This window comes from Pseudomonas sp. LAIL14HWK12:I7, assembly GCF_000483465.1.
GTDB classification, from domain to species: Bacteria; Pseudomonadota; Gammaproteobacteria; order Pseudomonadales; family Pseudomonadaceae; genus Aquipseudomonas; species Aquipseudomonas kermanshahensis.
In genome coordinates this window covers 304,491-323,051 of sequence record NZ_AXYZ01000004.1, presented here as the reverse complement: position 1 = coordinate 323,051, position 18,561 = coordinate 304,491, and the positions used below count along the sequence as shown (strand labels likewise).

At 61.7% G+C, this 18,561-nt stretch carries 6 protein-coding genes; 1 reads left to right on the top strand and 5 read right to left on the bottom strand.

The window, feature by feature from the left end:
- The first annotated feature begins 273 nt into the window (after positions 1–273).
- Entirely contained in the window at positions 274–13,227 is a 12,954-nt protein-coding gene (locus D886_RS0105395) for a non-ribosomal peptide synthetase (RefSeq protein WP_027592913.1), read from the top strand.
- Positions 13,228–13,294: 67 nt separating this feature from the next.
- Here the strand turns inward: D886_RS0105395 and D886_RS0105390 are convergent, their stop codons facing one another.
- From D886_RS0105390 to D886_RS0105370, 5 genes are read right to left on the bottom strand one after another with little or no spacing between them, the layout of a single operon-like run.
- A complete protein-coding gene (locus D886_RS0105390; RefSeq protein ID WP_027592912.1) occupies positions 13,295–13,996 on the bottom strand; it encodes an ATP-binding cassette domain-containing protein in 702 nt (233 codons plus the stop codon).
- Positions 13,997–14,752 carry an ABC transporter permease gene (locus tag D886_RS0105385; RefSeq protein ID WP_027592911.1) on the bottom strand — a complete coding sequence of 252 codons (756 nt, stop codon included), beginning with the start codon at positions 14,750–14,752 and terminating at the stop codon, positions 13,997–13,999.
- Positions 14,749–15,951 carry a YcaO-like family protein gene (locus D886_RS0105380; protein WP_027592910.1) on the bottom strand — a complete coding sequence of 401 codons (1,203 nt, stop codon included), beginning with the start codon at positions 15,949–15,951 and terminating at the stop codon, positions 14,749–14,751. Before D886_RS0105380 ends, D886_RS0105385 begins: the two co-directional genes overlap by 4 nt.
- 3 nt (positions 15,952–15,954) lie before the next feature.
- Positions 15,955–16,746, bottom strand: a complete 792-nt coding sequence (locus tag D886_RS0105375) for a SagB/ThcOx family dehydrogenase (protein WP_033693988.1) — start codon at positions 16,744–16,746, stop codon at positions 15,955–15,957.
- Positions 16,743–17,609 (bottom strand): McbB family protein, encoded by an 867-nt coding sequence (locus tag D886_RS0105370; protein WP_027592908.1) that lies wholly within the window; start codon positions 17,607–17,609, stop codon positions 16,743–16,745. Before D886_RS0105370 ends, D886_RS0105375 begins: the two co-directional genes overlap by 4 nt.
- Positions 17,610–18,561 lie beyond the last annotated feature (952 nt).

Below are 18,561 nucleotides of genomic sequence, written 5' to 3'. Positions count from 1 at the left end.
GGGAAGCTTCCCGAGACGTGCGACAAGCTATTCAGAATGATAATGATTGTCAAATACGAAACGTAATTAGTATCTGTACGTTTCGGTTCTAAGCAAGGATTGAGACGTGTGGCACATTGCGGGTCTCCCACGCGCCACACCTCTGAAGGCAAACCCCGCTAATTTCTTCCCCCGCCCATCCGTTCCCCTGTGTACATCCGGCCGCCGAGTGCTGCCCGCCGACGTGTGCGGCGCAGCCGGCCCGACTTCACCAGACACTGGCAGGAACACCCCATGACGGACGCCTTCGAACTCCCGCTCTCGCTGGTCCAGGCCCTGGCGCAACGCGCCGCGCAGACCCCGGACAAGATAGCCCTGCGCTTTCTCGCCGACGCTCCTGGCGAGCAGGCCGTGCTCAGCTACCGGGACCTGGACCGCCGCGCGCGCACCATCGCCGCCGCCCTGCAGGCCCGGGCCGAGTTCGGTGACCGTGCGGTGCTGCTGTTCCCCAGTGGCCCGGACTATGTCGCGGCGTTCTTTGGTTGCCTCTACGCCGGCGTCATCGCCGTGCCAGCGTATCCACCGGAATCCACCCGTCACCATCACCAGGAGCGCCTGCTGTCGATCATCGACGATGCCGAACCGCGCCTGCTGCTGACCGTCGCGGCCCTGCACGACAGCTTGCAGGGCCTGGACGCGCTGGCGGCGGACAACGCCCCTGAACTGCTGGCCGTGGATGGCCTTGACCCGGCCCTGGCCGATGCCTGGCAGGCACCTGCCCTGGCCAGCGATGACATCGCCTTCCTGCAGTACACCTCGGGCTCCACCGCGCTGCCCAAGGGCGTGCAGGTCAGCCACGGCAACCTGGTGGCCAACGAGCAGTTGATCCGTCACGGTTTCGGTATCGATGTGAACCCCGACGATGTCATCGTCAGCTGGTTGCCGCTGTACCACGACATGGGGCTGATCGGCGGCTTGCTGCAGCCGATCTTCAGCGGCGTGCCGTGCGTGCTGATGTCGCCGGGCTACTTCCTCGCCCGGCCGCTGCGCTGGTTGCAGGCGATCAGCGAATACGGCGGCACCATCAGCGGTGGCCCCGACTTCGCCTACCGTTTGTGCAGCGAACGGGTCAGCGAGGCGTCCTTGGCCGGGCTCGACCTGAGCCGTTGGCGCGTGGCCTATTCCGGCTCCGAACCGATTCGCCAGGACAGCCTGGCAACCTTCGCCGACAAGTTCCAGGCCTGTGGCTTCGACCCGCAGAGCTTCTTTGCCAGCTATGGCCTGGCCGAAGCGACCCTGTTTGTCAGCGGCAGCCGGCGTGGCCAGGGCATCGGCGCCCTGGCGCTGGACGCCGAAGCCTTCGCCGCCAACCGCGCCGAAAACGGCAGCGGCAGCGTGCTGATGAGCTGTGGCTACCCGCAGCCCGGGCATGCGGTGCGCATCGTCGAGCCGCAGCGCCTCGAAGCGCTGGGCGACAACCAGGTGGGTGAAATCTGGGCCGGTGGCCCGAGCATCGCCCTGGGCTACTGGCGCAACCCCGAGGCCAGCGCGCGCACGTTCGTCGAACGCGATGGCCAGACCTGGCTGCGTACCGGCGACCTGGGCTTTATGCGCGAGGGTGAAGTCTTTGTCACCGGGCGCTTGAAAGACATGCTCATCGTCCGCGGCCAAAACCTTTACCCGCAAGACCTGGAAAAAACTCTGGAGCGCGAAGTCGACGTGCTGCGCAAAGGCCGCGTGGCGGTGTTTGCCGTGGACCACCAGGGCGAGGAGGGTATCGGCGTGGCGGTGGAGATCAGCCGCAACGTGCAAAAAGCCCTCGAGCCCCAGGCATTGATCAAAACCCTGCGCCAGGTCATTGCCGACGCCTGCCGCCAGGCGCCGGCCGTGGTCTTGTTGCTCAACCCGGGCGCGCTGCCCAAGACTTCCAGCGGCAAGCTGCAACGCTCGGCCTGCCGCCAGCGCATGGACGATGGCAGCCTCGACTGTTACGCGCGCTTCCCGCAGGCCAGTGAGCAACCCGCAAGCGGCGCGGTGGCAGATGATCTGCAGGCCCGAATCGCCGCCGTGTGGCGCGATGTGCTCAAGGTCGAAGCCGTGGCGGCGGACGACCACTTCCTGCTGCTGGGCGGCAACTCCATTGCAGCCACCCAGGCCACCGCGCGCCTGGCGGATGAGCTGGGCATCAACCTGAGCCTGCGCACCCTGTTCGAAGCCCCGCTGTTGGGCGAGTACAGCGCTGCGGTGGCCGCGGTCCTCGCTGAGGGTGGCGCCCAAGCCCAGGCCATCACCACCCTGGCGCGCGACCAGTCGCTGCCGCAATCGCTGGCACAGAACCGCCTGTGGCTGCTGTGGCAACTGGAGCCACAATCGGCGGCCTACAACATTCCGGCCGGCCTGCGCCTGCGCGGTGAGCTGGACGTCGCCGCACTGGAGGCTGCGTTCCAGGCCCTGGTGGCGCGCCATGAATCGCTGCGCACGGTGTTCAGCGAAGTGGATGGCCAAGCCCTGCAGCGAATTCAGGACCAGCAGCCGTTCGGCCTGCGTCGTCTGGACCTCGAAGGCCAGGCCCCCGAGCAAGTTGCCGCGCGCCGCGAGGCAGAGGCCCAGCAGCCGTTCGACTTGTGCCAAGGCCCACTGCTGCGCGTGACCCTGGCGCGCCTGGACGATGAAGACCACCAGCTGTGGGTGACGTTGCACCACATCGTCGCCGATGGCTGGTCGCTGAACATTTTGCTCGACGAGTTCGCCAAACTGTACGCCGCGCACTGCCAGGGCCAAACGGCCACGCTGGCGCCGCTGCCCCTGGGTTACGCCGACTACGGCACCTGGCAACGGCAATGGCTGGCCGACGGCGAGGCCGAACGCCAGTTGCAGTACTGGAAAGCCAAGCTGGGTGATGAACTGCCGGTGCTCGACCTGTGCACCGACCAGCCGCGCGCCAGCCAGCGTGACAAACGCGCGGCGCGCTACACCCTGAAGGTGCCGGCCAAGCTGACCGAAGCGCTCGACGCCCTGGCCCGCGAGCAGCAGGCGAGCCTGTTCATGGTGCTGCTGGCCGGCTGGCAAGCGCTGCTGCACCGCTACAGCGGCCAGGCAGACCTGCGCATCGGCGTGCCCAATGCCAACCGCCCGCGCCTGGAAACCCAGGGCCTGGTCGGCTTCTTCATCAACAGCCAGGTGCTGCGTGCGCAACTGCATGGCCGCTTGCCCTTCGATCACCTGCTGGCCCAGGCCCGCCAGGCCACCCTTGAGGCCCAGGCCCACCAGGACCTGCCGTTCGAACAGCTGCTCGAAGCCCTGCCCGAGGCGCGCGAGCAGGGCCTGTTCCAGGTCATGTTCAACCACCAGCAGCGTGACCTTTCGGCGCTGCGCCGCTTGCCAGGTTTGCTTGCCGAAGAGTTGCCGTGGCACAGCCGCGAAGCCAAGTTCGACCTGCAGCTGCACAGTGAAGAGGACCATCAAGGCCGCCTGACCTTGGCCTTCGACTATGCCGCCGAACTGTTTGAGGCCAGCACGGTAAAACGCCTGGCCGCCCACCTGTTGGCCTTGCTCGAGCAGGTTTGCGCCCGGCCGCAGCTGGCGCTGGGCGAGGTGCAGTTGCTCGATGAACAGCACCGCGCACAGCTGCTCGGCTGGGGCCAGGCACCGGAGGCGGCGCCCCAGCGCCTGCTGGTCGACCAGCTCAACGAGCAGGCCCGGCTGACCCCGCAGCGAACCGCGCTGGCCTGGCAGGGCGGCAGCCTCGACTATGCCGAGTTGCACCAGCAAGCCAACCGCCTGGCCCATTACCTGCGTGACAAAGGCGTTGGCCCCGATACCTGTGTGGCCATTGCCGTCGAGCGTTCGCCGCAGCTGCTGGTTGGCCTGCTGGCCATCCTCAAGGCCGGTGGCGCCTACGTGCCGCTGGACGTGGACTACCCGGCCGAGCGGCTGGCCTACATGCTCGGCGACTGCAAGGCCAGCCTACTGCTGAGCCACAGCGGCCTGCTGGGCAAGCTGCCGCAGGTCGAAGGTGTCAGCGCCATCGCCCTCGACCAGTTGCACCTGGACAGCTGGCCTAGCCATGCCCCCGGCCTGCACCTGCACGGCGACAACTTGGCCTATGTGATCTACACCTCGGGCTCCACTGGCCAGCCCAAGGGCGTGGGCAACACCCATGCGGCCCTGGCCGAACGCCTGCAGTGGATGCAGGCCACCTATGCGCTGAACGACAGCGACGTGCTGATGCAAAAAGCGCCCATCAGTTTCGACGTCTCGGTGTGGGAGTGCTTCTGGCCGCTGGTCACCGGCTGCAGGCTGGTGCTGGCAGGCCCTGGCGAGCATCGTGACCCGCAGCGCATCGCTGCGCTGGTGCAAGCGCATGGCGTGACCACGCTGCACTTCGTGCCGCCGCTGTTGCAGGTGTTCGTGCAAGAGCCTCAGGCCGCAGCTTGCACCAGCCTGCGCCGGTTGTTCTCCGGCGGCGAGGCGTTGTCGGCCAACCTGCGTGACCGTGTGCTGCAACTGCTGCCCCAGGTGCAACTGCACAACCGTTATGGCCCGACCGAAACCGCGATCAACGTCACCCACTGGCACTGCCAGGCCGAAGACGGCGAGCGCTCGCCGATCGGCCGCCCGTTGGGCAACGTGCTGTGCCGCGTGCTGGACGATGAACTGGAACTCACCGCGCCCGGTGTGCCGGGTGAGCTGTACCTGGGCGGCGCAGGCTTGGCCCGAGGTTACCTGGGCCGCCCGGGCCTGACGGCCGAGCGTTTCGTGCCCCAGGCCGACGGCGACGGCCAGCGCCTGTACCGCAGTGGCGACCGTGCCCGCTGGCAAGTCCAGCTGGAAGCGCTGGAATACCTGGGGCGCCTCGACCAGCAGGTGAAGGTGCGCGGCTTCCGCGTCGAACCCGAAGAAGTCCAGGCCTGCCTGTTGGCGCAAGCGGGTGTCGAGCAGGCCCTGGTGCTGATCCACAAGGACGCTGTGGGCGCGCAATTGGTCGGCTACTACAGCGGTGCGGCCGAGCCGGCTGCACTGCTGGCCGCCTTGGCCGAGCAACTGCCGGCGTACATGGTGCCGGCGCAGTTGATCCCACTGGCACACCTGCCGTTGGGCCCGAGTGGCAAGGTCGATCGCAAGGCGCTGCCCGCCCCGGTGTGGCAACAGCGCGAGCATGTCGAGCCGCAAAGTGCCGTGCAGCAGCAGGTCGCGGCGATCTGGCGTGAAGTGCTCAACCTGCCGCGTGTCGGCCTGCAGGACGACTTCTTTGCCCTGGGAGGCCACTCGCTGCTCGCCACCCAGATCGTCTCGCGGACCCGTCAGGCGTGCGATGTCGAGCTGCCGCTGAAAGTGCTGTTCGATGCCAGCGAGCTGGGCGCGTTCTGCGCCGAGATCACGCGCCTGCGCGAGGCCGGCGCGCATAACCTGCAAGGCGAAATCGCCCGTGTCGACCGCCGCCAAGCGGTGCCGTTGTCGTACTCGCAACAGCGCATGTGGTTCCTCTGGCAGATGGAGCCTGACAGCCCCGCCTACAACGTCGGCGGCATGGCCCGCTTGCGTGGCACGCTGCACGTGGACGCATTCGAGCGGGCGCTGCAGGCGCTGATCGTGCGTCACGAAACCCTGCGCACCACGTTCCCCAGCATCGACGGCGTGGCGTACCAGTGCGTGGCCGAAGACAGCGGCGTGCACCTCGACTGGCAAGACTTCAGCACCTTGCCCGCCGAGGCCCGCCAACAGCGCCTGCAACAGCTCGCCGACGACCAGGCGCACCAGCCGTTCGACCTCGAGCGTGGCCCGCTGCTGCGCGCCTGCCTGGTCAAGGCCGAGGAACGTGAGCATTACTTCGTCCTGACCTTGCACCACATCGTCACCGAAGGCTGGGCCATGGACATCTTCGCCCGCGAGTTGGGCGAGCTGTACGAAGCCTTTGTCGATGATCGCGAGTCGCCACTGACGCCGCTGCCGGTGCAATACCTGGACTACAGCGTGTGGCAGCGGCACTGGCTGGAAAGCGGCGAAGGCGCGCGGCAGCTGGCCTACTGGAAAGCCCGCCTGGGCGATGAGCACCCGGTCTTGGCATTGCCGTCCGATCGCCCACGCCCAGCGGTGCAGAGCCACCGTGGCGAGTTGCACCGGTTCGAGCTCGACCCGGCGTTGGTGGCGCGCGTGCATGCGTTCAACAGCCAGCGCGGGCTGACTCTGTTCATGACCATGACGGCAACCCTGGCGGCCTTGCTGCACCGCTACAGCGGCCAGCGTGACCTGCGCATCGGCGCACCGGTGGCCAACCGCATCCGCCCGGAAAGCGAGGGGCTGATCGGCGCCTTCCTCAACACCCAGGTACTGCGCTGCGAACTGGACGGCCAGATGACCGCCGCCGAGCTGCTGGAGCAGATGCGCCAGGCCGCCATCGAAGGCCAGTCGCACCAGGACCTGCCGTTCGACCAGCTGGTCGAAGCCCTGCAGCCACCGCGCAGCAGCGCCTATAACCCGCTGTTCCAAGTGATGTGCAACGTCCAGCGCTGGGCGTTCCAGCAAAGCCGCGAGCTGGTGGGCATGCAGGTCGACTACCTGGTGAACGACGCCAGCGCCACCAAGTTCGACCTGTACCTCGAAGTCACTGACCTCGATGGCCGCCTGGGCTGCTGCCTGACCTACAGCCGCGACCTGTTCGACGCGCCGCGCATTGCGCGCATGGCCGAGCACTGGCAGCAGTTGCTGATCGGCCTGCTGGACGACCCACAACAGCGCCTGTGCGAGCTGCCGATGCTGAGCCCAGGCGAGCAGCAAGTGCTGGTTGGGCAATTACAAGGCGAGCAGGATTTTGCCCTCGACCAGACCGTGCACGGCCTGTTTGCCGCCCAAGCTTCGCGCACACCACAGGCCCCTGCGCTGACCTTCGCGGGCCAGCACCTGAGCTACGCCGAACTGGACCAGCAGGCCAACCGCCTGGCCCGCGCCCTGCGCGAGCGCGGTGTCGGCCCGCAGGTACGCGTCGGCCTGGCCCTGGAGCGTTCGCTGGAAATGGTCGTCGGCCTGCTGGCCATCCTCAAGGCGGGCGGTGCCTATGTGCCGCTCGACCCCGAGTACCCCCTCGACCGCTTGCGCTACATGATCGAAGACAGCCGCATCGGCCTGCTGCTCAGCCAGCGCGCGCTGCTGGAAACCCTTGGCGAACTGCCAGACGGCGTGGCCCGCTGGAGCATGGAAGACGATACTGCAGGCTTGTCCGCCTTCAGCGATGCCCCGCTGGATAACCTCAACCTGCCGCAGCACCAGGCTTACCTGATCTACACCTCCGGCTCCACCGGCAAGCCCAAGGGCGTGGTGGTCAGCCATGGTGAAATCGCCATGCATTGCCAGGCCGTGATCGAGGCCTTCGGCATGCGCAGCGACGACTGCGAACTGCACTTCTACTCGATCAACTTCGACGCGGCCAGCGAACGCCTGCTGACCCCGCTGCTGTGTGGTGCCCGCGTGGTGATCCGTGCCCAAGGCCAGTGGGGCGCTGAAGAGATCTGCCAACTGGTGCGCGAGCAACAGGTAAGCATCCTTGGCTTCACCCCAAGCTATGGCAGCCAGTTGGCCCAGTACCTGGCCGGGCAGGGCGAGCAGTTGCCGGTGCGCCTGGTGATCACCGGCGGCGAGGCGCTGACCGGCGAGCACCTGCAGCGCATTCGCCAGGCGTTCACGCCGCAACAGTTCTTCAACGCCTACGGCCCGACCGAAACCGTGGTCATGCCGCTGGCCTGCCTGGCGCCACCCACGCTGCCGGCCGACCTGGGCAGTGTGCCGATCGGCCGCGTGATTGGCGCCCGCAATGCGTACATCCTCGATGAGGACCTGGCCTTGCTGCCACAAGGCGGCATCGGCGAGCTGTACATCGGCGGTGCCGGCCTGGCCCAGGGGTATCACGACCGCCCGGGGCTGAGCGCCGAGCGCTTCGTTGCCGACCCCTTCAGCACACAGGGCGGGCGTCTGTACCGCACCGGCGACCTGGTGCGCCTGGGCGTCGATGGTTTGGTCGAGTACGTTGGCCGTGCCGACCAGCAGGTGAAAATTCGCGGCTTCCGTATCGAATTGGGCGAAATCGAAAGCCGCCTGCAGGCGCATGCCGATGTCGACGAGGCGGTGGTCCTGGCCCTCGACCTGCCGGGCGGCAAACAACTGGTGGGTTACCTGGTGTGCAAGCAGGCCGGTGCCAACAGCGACGCCCAGGCCGCGCTGCGCGACGCGGTCAAGGCCGATGCCCGCCAGCAACTGCCGGACTACATGGTGCCCGCACACCTGGTGCTGCTCGACAGCCTGCCGCTGATGGGCAACGGCAAGCTCGACCGCAAGGCGCTGCCGTTGCCGGACCTGGAGCAGGCGCACCAGCATTACCAGGCTCCAGGCAACGAAGTGGAAGCGCAGCTGGCGCAGATCTGGCGCGACGTGCTCAACGTTGCCCGCGTTGGCGTGCAGGACAACTTCTTCGAACTCGGTGGCGACTCGATCCTCTCGATTCAGGTGGTCAGCCGGGCCCGTCAGTTGGGCCTGCAGTTCACCCCGCGTGACCTGTTCCAGCACCAGACCATCCAGACCCTGGCCACGGTGGTCAGCCTGAGCGCCGCGCCAAGCGGTATCGAGCAGGGCCTGCACGAGGGGCAAACTGGGCTGACGCCAATCCAGCATTGGTTCTTCGACAGCGAAGTCGCCCAGCCACAGCACTGGAACCAGGCTGTACTGTTGGCGGCGCGCCAGCCTTTGGACAGCGCGGCACTGGAGCAGGCCCTGGCCGCCCTGGTGCAGCACCACGACAGCCTGCGCCTGCGTTTCCGCCAGGCCAATGGTCGCTGGCAGGCCGAGTATGCCCAGCCTGCGCCTCAGCAGTTGCTGTGGGCGGCCACGGTTGCCGACTTCGATGAGTGCCAGGCGCTGTACACCGACCTGCAGCGCAGCCTCGACTTGGAGCAAGGCCCGCTGCTGCGCGCCTTGCTGGTGACGGACGGGCAGGGCAGCCAACGCCTGCTCCTGGCGATTCACCACCTAGTGGTTGATGGCGTGTCCTGGCGCGTGCTGCTCGAAGACTTGCAGGCGCTGTACCGTGGCCAGCCGTTGGCGGCCAAGACCCACACCCTGGGCGACTGGGCCGCACGCCTGGCCAGCTACGCCGGCAGCGACTCGCTGCGCGACGAGCTGGACTGGTGGCACGCCCAGCTCGGCACTGTGCGCCACGAACTGCCGTGTGATCACCCGCAGGGTGGCAACCTGCACCGCCACGCCCGCACCTTGGTCATCGGCCTCGATGCCGAGCAGACCCGCCAGTTGCTGCAACAGGCACCCGCGGCCTACCACACCCAAGTCAACGACCTGCTGCTGACAGCCCTGGCCCGGGCCTTGTGCCGGTGGAGCGGTGACAGCCAAGTGCTGGTACAGCTCGAAGGCCACGGCCGCGACGGGCTGTTCGAAGACATGGACCTGACCCGCAGCGTCGGCTGGTTCACCAACGCCTACCCGCTGAGCCTTTGCCCGGTGCTGGGTGATGACGATGCAGCGCGCGCCCGCTCGATCAAACGGGTCAAGGAGCAACTGCGTCAGGTGCCGCACAAAGGGCAGGGCTATGGCGTGCTGCGCTACCTGGCCGACGCGGCCGGGCGCGAGCGCATGGCCGCACTGCCGCAGGCCCGCATCACCTTTAACTACCTGGGGCAGTTCGACCAGCAGTTTGACGCCGATGCGCTGTTCCAGCCGCTGGATGCACCGGCGGGCCTGGCCCATGACCTGGAGGCGCCGCTGCCCAATTGGCTGAGTGTCGACGGCCAGGTCTATGCCGGTGCCCTGCAATTGCGCTGGACCTACAGCACCGAGCGCTACGACGAGCAGACCATCGCCACCCTGGCCGAAGGCTACCGCCAGGAGCTGCTGGCACTGGTCGGCCACTGCCTGGCCGACGGCAACGGCAGCTTCACGCCGTCCGACTTCCCCTTGGCGCACCTGACCCAGGAGCAGATCGACAACTTGCCGGTCGCTGCCGCCGAGATCGACGATGTCTACCCGCTGACGCCGATGCAGGAAGGCATGCTGCTGCACACCCTGCTGGAGCCAGGCACCGGCATCTACTACATGCAGGACCGCTACCGCATCAACAGCGCGCTCGACGCCGAACGCTTCGCCCAGGCCTGGCAGGCGGTGGTGGCGCGCCATGAGGCCCTGCGGGCGTCGTTCAGTTGGAACGCCGGCGAGGCGATGCTGCAGATCATCCACAAGCCCGGCAAGACGGCAGTGGATTATCAAGACTGGCGCGGCCTCGACGACGGTGCCCAGGAAGCCCGCCTGCAAGCCCTGCACAAACAGGAGCGCGAGGCCGGTTTCGAACTGCTGCGTGAAGCGCCGTTCCACCTGCGCCTGGTGCGCGTCGCCGATGAACGCTACTGGTTCATGATGAGCAACCACCACATCCTGATCGATGCCTGGTGCCGCTCGTTGCTGATGAACGACTTCTTCGAGGTCTACCAGGCCCTTGGCGAAGGCCGCCCGGCCCAGTTGCCGGTGCCGCCACGCTACCGTGACTACATCGGCTGGCTGCAACGCCAGGACCTGAACGAAGCGCGCCAGTGGTGGCAGGCCAACCTGGCCGGCTTCGAACGGGCCACGGCGATCCCCAGCGACCGCCCGTTGCGCCACGACCACGCCGGTGACGGCATGATCGTCGGCGACTGCTACACCCGCCTGGACGTCACTGACGGTGTTCGCTTGCGCGAACTGGCCCAGGCCCATCAGCTGACCATCAACACCTTTGCCCAGGCGGCCTGGGCCCTGGTGCTGGCGCGCTACAGCGGCGAGCGCGACGTGGCCTTCGGCGTCACCGTGGCCGGGCGCCCGGTGAGCATGCCGCAGATGCAGCGCACCGTTGGCCTGTTCATCAACAGCATCGCTTTGCGCGTGCTACTGCCCGCCGCCGGCGAGCGCTGCAGCGTACGCCAGTGGCTGCAAAGCGTGCTCGAGCACAATATGGAAGTGCGCGAGTACGAGTACCTGCCGCTGGTTGCGATCCAGGAATGCAGCGAACTGCCCAAGGGCCAGCCGCTGTTCAACAGCCTGTTCGTGTTCGAGAACGCGCCGGTGGAAACCGCAGTGCTGGACCACGCCCAGCACCTCAACGCCAGCTCCGACTCGGGCCGCACCCACACCAACTTCCCGTTGACGGCGGTGTGCTACCCGGGGGATGACCTGGGCCTGCACCTGTCGTTCGACCAACGTTACTTCGACACTTCGACCGTCGAACGCCTGCTGGCCGAGTTCAAGCGCCTGCTGTTGGCGCTGGTGCAGGGCTTCGAGGGCGAGGTAAGCGACTTGCCGCTGCTGGGTGCCGAAGAGCAACGCTTCCTGATTGAAGACTGCAACCGCACCGAGCACGCCTATGCGCTGGAACAGAGCTATGTCGAGCAGTTCGAGGCGCAGGTCGCCGCGCACCCAGAACGCACGGTGGCGCGTTGCCTGGACGCGTCCTTTGACTACGCGGGCCTGAACCTTGCGGCCAACCGCCTGGGCCATGCCCTGATCGGCGCAGGCGTAACCGTCGATCAGCCGGTTGCGCTGTTGGCCGAGCGCGGTTTGCCATTGCTGGGGATGATCGTCGGCAGCTTCAAGGCCGGTGCCGGCTACCTGCCGCTGGACCCCGGCCTGCCCGCCGCGCGCCTGCAGCGCATCGTCGCGCTCAGCCGCACACCGGTGCTGGTATGCAGCGCGGCCTGTGCCGAGCAGGGGCGGCAGTTGCTGAACGCACTGGAGGGTGTGGCGCGGCCGCAATTGTTGGTGTGGGAAGACATCCAGGCCAGCAACATCGCCAGCCACAACCCGGGTATTCATAGTGGGCCCGACAACCTCGCGTATGTCATCTACACCTCGGGCTCCACCGGTTTGCCCAAAGGGGTGATGGTCGAGCAGCGCGGCATGCTCAACAACCAGCTCAGCAAGGTGCCTTACCTGGCCCTGAACGAGCAGGACGTAATTGCCCAGACCGCTTCGCAGAGCTTCGATATCTCGGTCTGGCAGTTCCTGGCCGCGCCGTTGTTCGGCGCCAGGCTGGAGATCGTGCCCAATGCCATCGCCCATGATCCGCAAGGCCTGCTGGCGCATGTGCAGGCTACCGGCATCACCGTGCTGGAAAGCGTGCCGTCGCTGATCCAGGGCATGCTGGCCAACGATCACCAGGCCCTCAACGGCCTGCGCTGGATGCTGCCGACCGGCGAGGCGATGCCGCCAGAGCTGGCCGCGCAATGGCTACAGCGTTACCCAGGCATTGGCCTGGTCAATGCCTACGGCCCGGCGGAGTGTTCGGACGATGTGGCGTTCTTCCGTGTCGATGTCGAGTCCACCCGCGGCAGTTACCTGCCGATTGGCACCCCGACCGACAACAACCGCCTGTACCTGTTCGGCGAGGACCAGGCCCTGGTGCCGTTGGGCGCGGTTGGCGAGCTGTGCGTTGCCGGTACCGGCGTTGGCCGTGGCTATGTTGGCGACCCCGTGCGTACCGCCCTGGCCTTTATCCCGCACCCCCATGGCGCGCCGGGTGAACGCCTGTACCGTACCGGCGACCTGGCGCGCCAGCGCCTGGACGGGGTGCTGGAGTATGTGGGCCGCATCGATCACCAGGTGAAGATTCGCGGGTACCGCATCGAACTGGGTGAGATTGAAGCGCGCCTGCATGAACAGGCCGAAATCCGTGATGCCGCGGTGGGCGTGCAGGAAGGCGCCAACGGCAAGCACCTGGTCGGCTACCTGGTGGCCCATCAGGGCGTAACCCCTGATGCGGCGTTGCTCGAACAGATCAAGCAGCGCCTGCGCGCGGCATTGCCGGAGTACATGGTGCCGCTGCATTGGGGTTGGTTCGACAGCCTGCCGCACAACGCCAACGGCAAGCTCGACCGCAAGGCACTGCCGGCCATCGACATCGGCAGCCAGCACAGCCAGGCCTACCTGGCGCCGCGCAACGAGCTGGAAACGGTGTTGGCCGGTATCTGGGCCGATGTGCTCAAGGCCGAGCGGGTGGGGGTACACGACAACTTCTTCGCGTTGGGCGGGCATTCGCTGCTGGCCACGCAGATCGCTTCGCGGGTGCAGAAGCAGTTGCAGTTGGATGTGCCGCTGCGGGCGATGTTCGAGTGCAGCACGGTGGAGGAACTGGCGGTGTATGTGGAGGGGTTGCAGGGGCGTGTGCTGGATGACGACAAGGTTGACCGGCTGAGTGACCTGATGGCGGAGCTTGAGGGGCTGTAAAAAGTTGAGGGGCGCTTTGCGCCCCTTCGCGGGCATGCCAAGTCTCCCCACCCAGCAACCTCAGCTACTACATCGCGGCATTGATAAACGCCTCATCGAGCGTGGCTGCGTTGTGGCGATTCAAAAATTGATCGCCATTGTCGAAGGCTTCGAGCCGGTGATGGGCAAGCATGTAAAAACGGTGGCAGTTCTCTGAGATTTCTTGAGTGTAGTGTGAGGAAACCAGCACACTTGCGCCTTCCTCGCAGGCGTGCTTGATGCCGAGCCAAATATAATGTCGGAACTCAGGGTCCACCCCTGCAGTGGGCTCGTCGAGGATGATCAAGTCACTGCCCATCAGCAGAAGCGTCAGCGTGAAAAAACTGCGAATCTCACCATAGCTGCACGTGGCGGCTTTCTTTTCCGATATATCCGCATAGCGTTTGGACAATGAGGGTGACCAGTGGGCTAGGCGGGAAAAAACTTCGCGCTGGCTGAGCGCATGGTTTGAATTTAGGCAACTGATGATGCTGAAAATCTCACGCATACGAAGTAAAGGAGGTGGTGTCAGGATCTGCGTCAAGTAAACTTGGCGCTCGGCGCGGTTGATAATCGTCCCGTGGCTGGGTTTTCTCATTTTACAGATCAGATCAAATAGTGTTGTTTTTCCGGCACCATTAATGCCGAGGACGCCAACGAGTTCGCCTTTTTTTACCGTGAGTGATAAGTTCTCCATGAGTGTCTTGCGGTTGTGTTGGTATTTTAAGTTATCGATAGATAATAGGTTCATTTAATATCTGCTCCAGACAGGCTGGGTTCTGAAGAATCTTCCCGTGAGGTAGATGCCAAGCGTTGAGGCGCTAAACGCTGAGAGAAAACTGATAGGCAGTGAGACGTCGCCCAGGAAGATTTGGGTGCTTAAATACAATGGGCTGAGCAGTGTCACTGCGTGAGGAGTGCTGTGTTGAGCTGCACCTAAATAGCCGGAAAGCAGCATGAGAAATGACATGAGCGAGAATAGGGTGCTGGCAGTGCTGAATTTAATCGGCAGTGCAATGATCACCAGGCCAATGCAGGTAAATATAAGATAGCTGGTATAGAAACATGCTGTAAGGTAAAAGAACTCGTTGGCCGAATAAGGACCGTGCAAGGGTTTGGCGACGATGTAGAAAAGCGAGGAGTAGACGAAGCTGAGTAATGAATAGCTTAGGGTGTGTGAGGCGAGGAAGAGCCTGATTGCGTTCCGTTGATAAATAAAGGATCGGAGAAACCCACTTTCCCTTCTTCCTATTAAGTAAAAACTGAATCCAAAAAAGGCGACGCTTGCAGAAATATATGAGTAAAACCACGCGGCTGAGGCTAGGAAGTTTTCTTCTAAAGGGGGGAGTGCTCGGTTGTTTTGGGTTGCGAAAATGAACATCACCGATGGTGCAATAGCTGTCCATAGAAGTGCAGTGGGTTCTCTCAGGTTTTCGAGGGTGAGGGTTTTTGTAAGCTTAAATATACTTGCCGCAGTGGAAGTAATGTGCTGGACTGAGTGGGTCATGGGAAGGGTACCATTTCTGTTAGACGATTTTTAATAATTTGATCAAGGAAGGGGGCGGAGTAGGTGTTCTCAAGATTGAAGTTGCTGGCATTGTTCATGTGGAGGAATAGTTTGGGTGAAAGGTACTTGCAAAAGTAGAGGGTCGGCCCTTTTGTTGGTAGGGAGGCTAAATAAAAATAGCCATTGATTTCGAGGCGGCGTACAGCAGGGAGCAAGCTGCTAAGGCTCAGTGTGTCGGGTTGTATTTTGTGATGTTGGAGAGCTGCCAGTTTGGTGGGGGAAGAGGTCTTGCCAAATGTCTCATATCGATTGCACTCTAGAAAGTGCTTGATGTAAGGGTCTAAGGTTTCAGTCTTGCCGATGTTTGCCTGGTCGAATGACAGCATGAAGCGAAAGGTCTGCCATAATTCAACAATCGACTTTTCGAGTGCTTTGTCTAGCGATTCCGCATACGCCATGCCAGCGCAATATTTGACTTTAGCGTTGTCATTTTGATTTCCGTAAGACAGAAAAATGCAGCTACCGGGGAAGCGCTTATCAGTTAGATCGAGTACGCAGATTTCCCCCGTTTTACACAGCTCCTTAAAAAGCGACAAACAAGAGCGCCCAAGAAGCATGGCGCAGGATTCGTCATGTCCGATTTTCTCAGTGCAGGTGTTGGTTAACCAGAATCGGAGCAGAAACTGGCGTTCCATAGCCTCTTTAAGAGCGCCAAGAAGTGCGCGCTCTACACTAATATGTGCGCTGCAGCCGCAGGTGTCCCTCATGGGGTAAAAGTGATTGTCGATGGGATTTAGGCACGCTGATATTGAGATGCATGCGGTCGGTACTTTGCAGCGTGTAAAGTCAACGATCCTATAAACATTTGTACGATCAAAGACATGTAAAGCCAAGTCCGCCCTCGTTCGGTGGTTTTTTGTCTGGGAGAATGCTTTGATAAAATCGTCGTATTCTTGAGATGTCAATCCGTCATCGAGCGTACCAGTGTCGTGCACCGGTACGTCCAAATAGAAATGCTTGCGTTCGAAATGCTCACCTAAGGCGCTTGATGCTATGTCAGTGGTCCAGCCGCTGCTGGAGCCGAATGTTTGCCAGCGGCTACCGCATTCGATGCTGTGCGGGAAGTGGAGGGTCGCGCTGGGTCGGAGTAATTTAAAATCAGCAAAGGTAGGGTTGTGGATCTCGTTATACGTATTCATGGGTCAACCAATTAGTTGGATGCATGCAGGTAAAAAGAGGGTGGGATTTAAGTTTAAGTACTTTGATACTTGATGGTCGGTGAAGCCTGACCAAGGCCTACTGCCAAGCTTCAGCTCCTTACAACGCAGATCTGTGAGCATGTACATTGAACCCACCTCCATGAGCGCTAAGCGATACCCTCTGTAGCGATACTTGAACAGCGCCTTGGGTAAGTAAATGAAGTAAATCAGCGCCAGCGAGGGCGAGCCTATGTCGGCAGTCATCGGTAGAATTGCACGCGCGAGTGGCTTTGAATTGAGGTCGGGTGTATGCACTTCAAAGGATCTTGATGAGGGAAGTAAGTGCAGTGCGCTCTGCTCGGATGGCCATTGTTGAATGGTGTTAGTTAATTTAATGCAAAAAACCTCAACAGGGTAAAGTGCTCCGCCACTTGGGTAGCCTCGCTTACCCGTGGTACTGTCCTTTTCAAGTAAGGGGGCAAGGAGTGCTCGGACAGTGTCAAAGTGGAGTGGACGTTCATTAAATCGTTCGCAGGAGCTGTTTCTCTGCAGGGGGTGGGGCGAGGGGAGTCCTGTAAGTTCGATATTTCCTTGTCCGTTTTCGCAGGCGAGGATATTGAGTTGAAGTTCATTGCCGGTCAGTTTTCCGAGCGCGCTGGGTGGTAGTTGATGGAGGGTGCTCAAGTGGTGGGTGGTCTTGTGAATTACGTAATTGCCTTTGGCGTGGAATGCTAAGGTTTCATCCAGTACGCTGGGGGAGGTGTATTTCAGGTAGTGATCGTGGCTAATGCTCATGGTTTGTCTCCTAGGCATTGGCAGAGTGGCCAGTGAATGCTGCAGTCCTCAGTGTATGTGCCGTTGTCCAAGTTAAGGGTTCTTGAGAGTAATGTTTGATCTTGCGTGATCTTGGATTTAGGGGCCTGCGTCAGTTTGTTTGCGAAGGAAATGATGGCTCCGAGAATTAAGGTGTTTTGAAACTCGTCAGTCTCTGTTCTGGGAAGGTCAAGGTTGTTAGCGCAACAGAACGTCCAAATCTTGCTCCAGTAGTGCTGGCTGGTCCTGTTTGACTCGTAATGAGCGATGCGGTCGAGCGTACAGTAGGCGCAAGGATTCCCAATCGCTGGTATGTGAGGCTCGGTCAAGTGGAAATGATTTCCACTGACAAAGCCAACGCTAATTGCGCATTCTGGATTCTGTTTTAGTAGTTCGGTATAGGTGTTTCTAAGCGATTGAGGGCAAAGTTTTAAACAGGCGAGCACGTATAAGGTGGGTGAGTCCGAATGAGGTAGGTCGTTGGTTGGGAGATCTTTGAATTGTATATTTCTTTCGTTTGTTTTCTCCAGGTGGAGCTTCAGGTTATCTGATATGTTTAGGTCGTGATATATTATTGTGTTTTTAATGTGGGGTGTTTCTGCTTTTTCGCTAATAATTAGTAGCGATTTCAGGAATTGAGTGGCGGTGTCGGGATGAAGGTTTTCATCGCGAAGTAGTTGTTGTAATGCGTCGTAGTGAATGTATTTTGATCGAATTTTTTCGATACGTTTCAGCGCATTTGTAATGTTAGGTTCAGTGATTTTCGTAAAGCCCGTGGCAGAGAAGACCATAGGCTCAGTGTCAAAGTTGAGGATTTCGTAGTTGTAAATTCTCAGCGTATTCATAGTTGTCGCCTGGGCAGGGGCGGGCGCTCTCGATAAATCATCAAGAGCGCCGCCTTTTAGTTAGTGGCTAGCGTTCTCGCTATTGTCTGCCGCGTTGCCGCCGCTACCTCCTGAACCACCGCTGCCACCACTACATCCACCGCCACCTCCACAACCGCCACTACCGCCACACCCGCCGGCACCCCCTGAACCACCGAAAAATGTCGCTTCCATTTCGCAGTTTGCATCAGGAGCTAGTTCCAACAGGTTGATGCCGTATTGAATTTCCATTGATATATCCTCGATTGTTTTTGTTGTCGCCCCGATTGCCAGGGCACTTAGAGGATTAGATTTGGATTTGCATAATGTCAATGGTTTGTGGGTTTTAGGGTCGCAGGCGCTGTTGCCTGCTTTGTTTGCCAGAATAGCTTTGTGTAAGAGTGTTCTTTAAGGATATTCCTGCAAAGGGTTAGCGTTGCAGTTATTTGGTTTTCGTTTCTCGAATCATAGTCGGAATTTTCTGATTCCTGTGTCTGATGGTTCTGATCGCAATAAGGATGTTTCCTAGATTGGTTTGATTTTTATATTTTGACACTGGTGTTGCTGGCTCTGTGTTCAGTTGCAAATGAGTAAGTTGTAGTGTTTCATTATATTTCCATGTGGCTGTTTTCAACTATGCAAGCTGACGTACGAAAGAGAAGTAGTACTAAAGTCGAAAGGGCTTATGTGCATGAAGTAGGTAGGGGTAATGCTCTTCGATCATGGCGGGCACGGCGCCGGAACTGGCGGTGTATGTGGAGGGGTTGCAGGGGCGTGTGCTGGATGACGACAAGGTCGACCGGCTGAGTGACCTGATGGCGGAGCTTGAGGGGCTGTAGGGTTAGGGTTTCGCCTTGGGTTTTGCGGGGCGGCGGACATCGAGCGCCGCCCGCGCGGCGCTTCGCAGCACAAGGCTGCTCCTACAGTTGTTTCG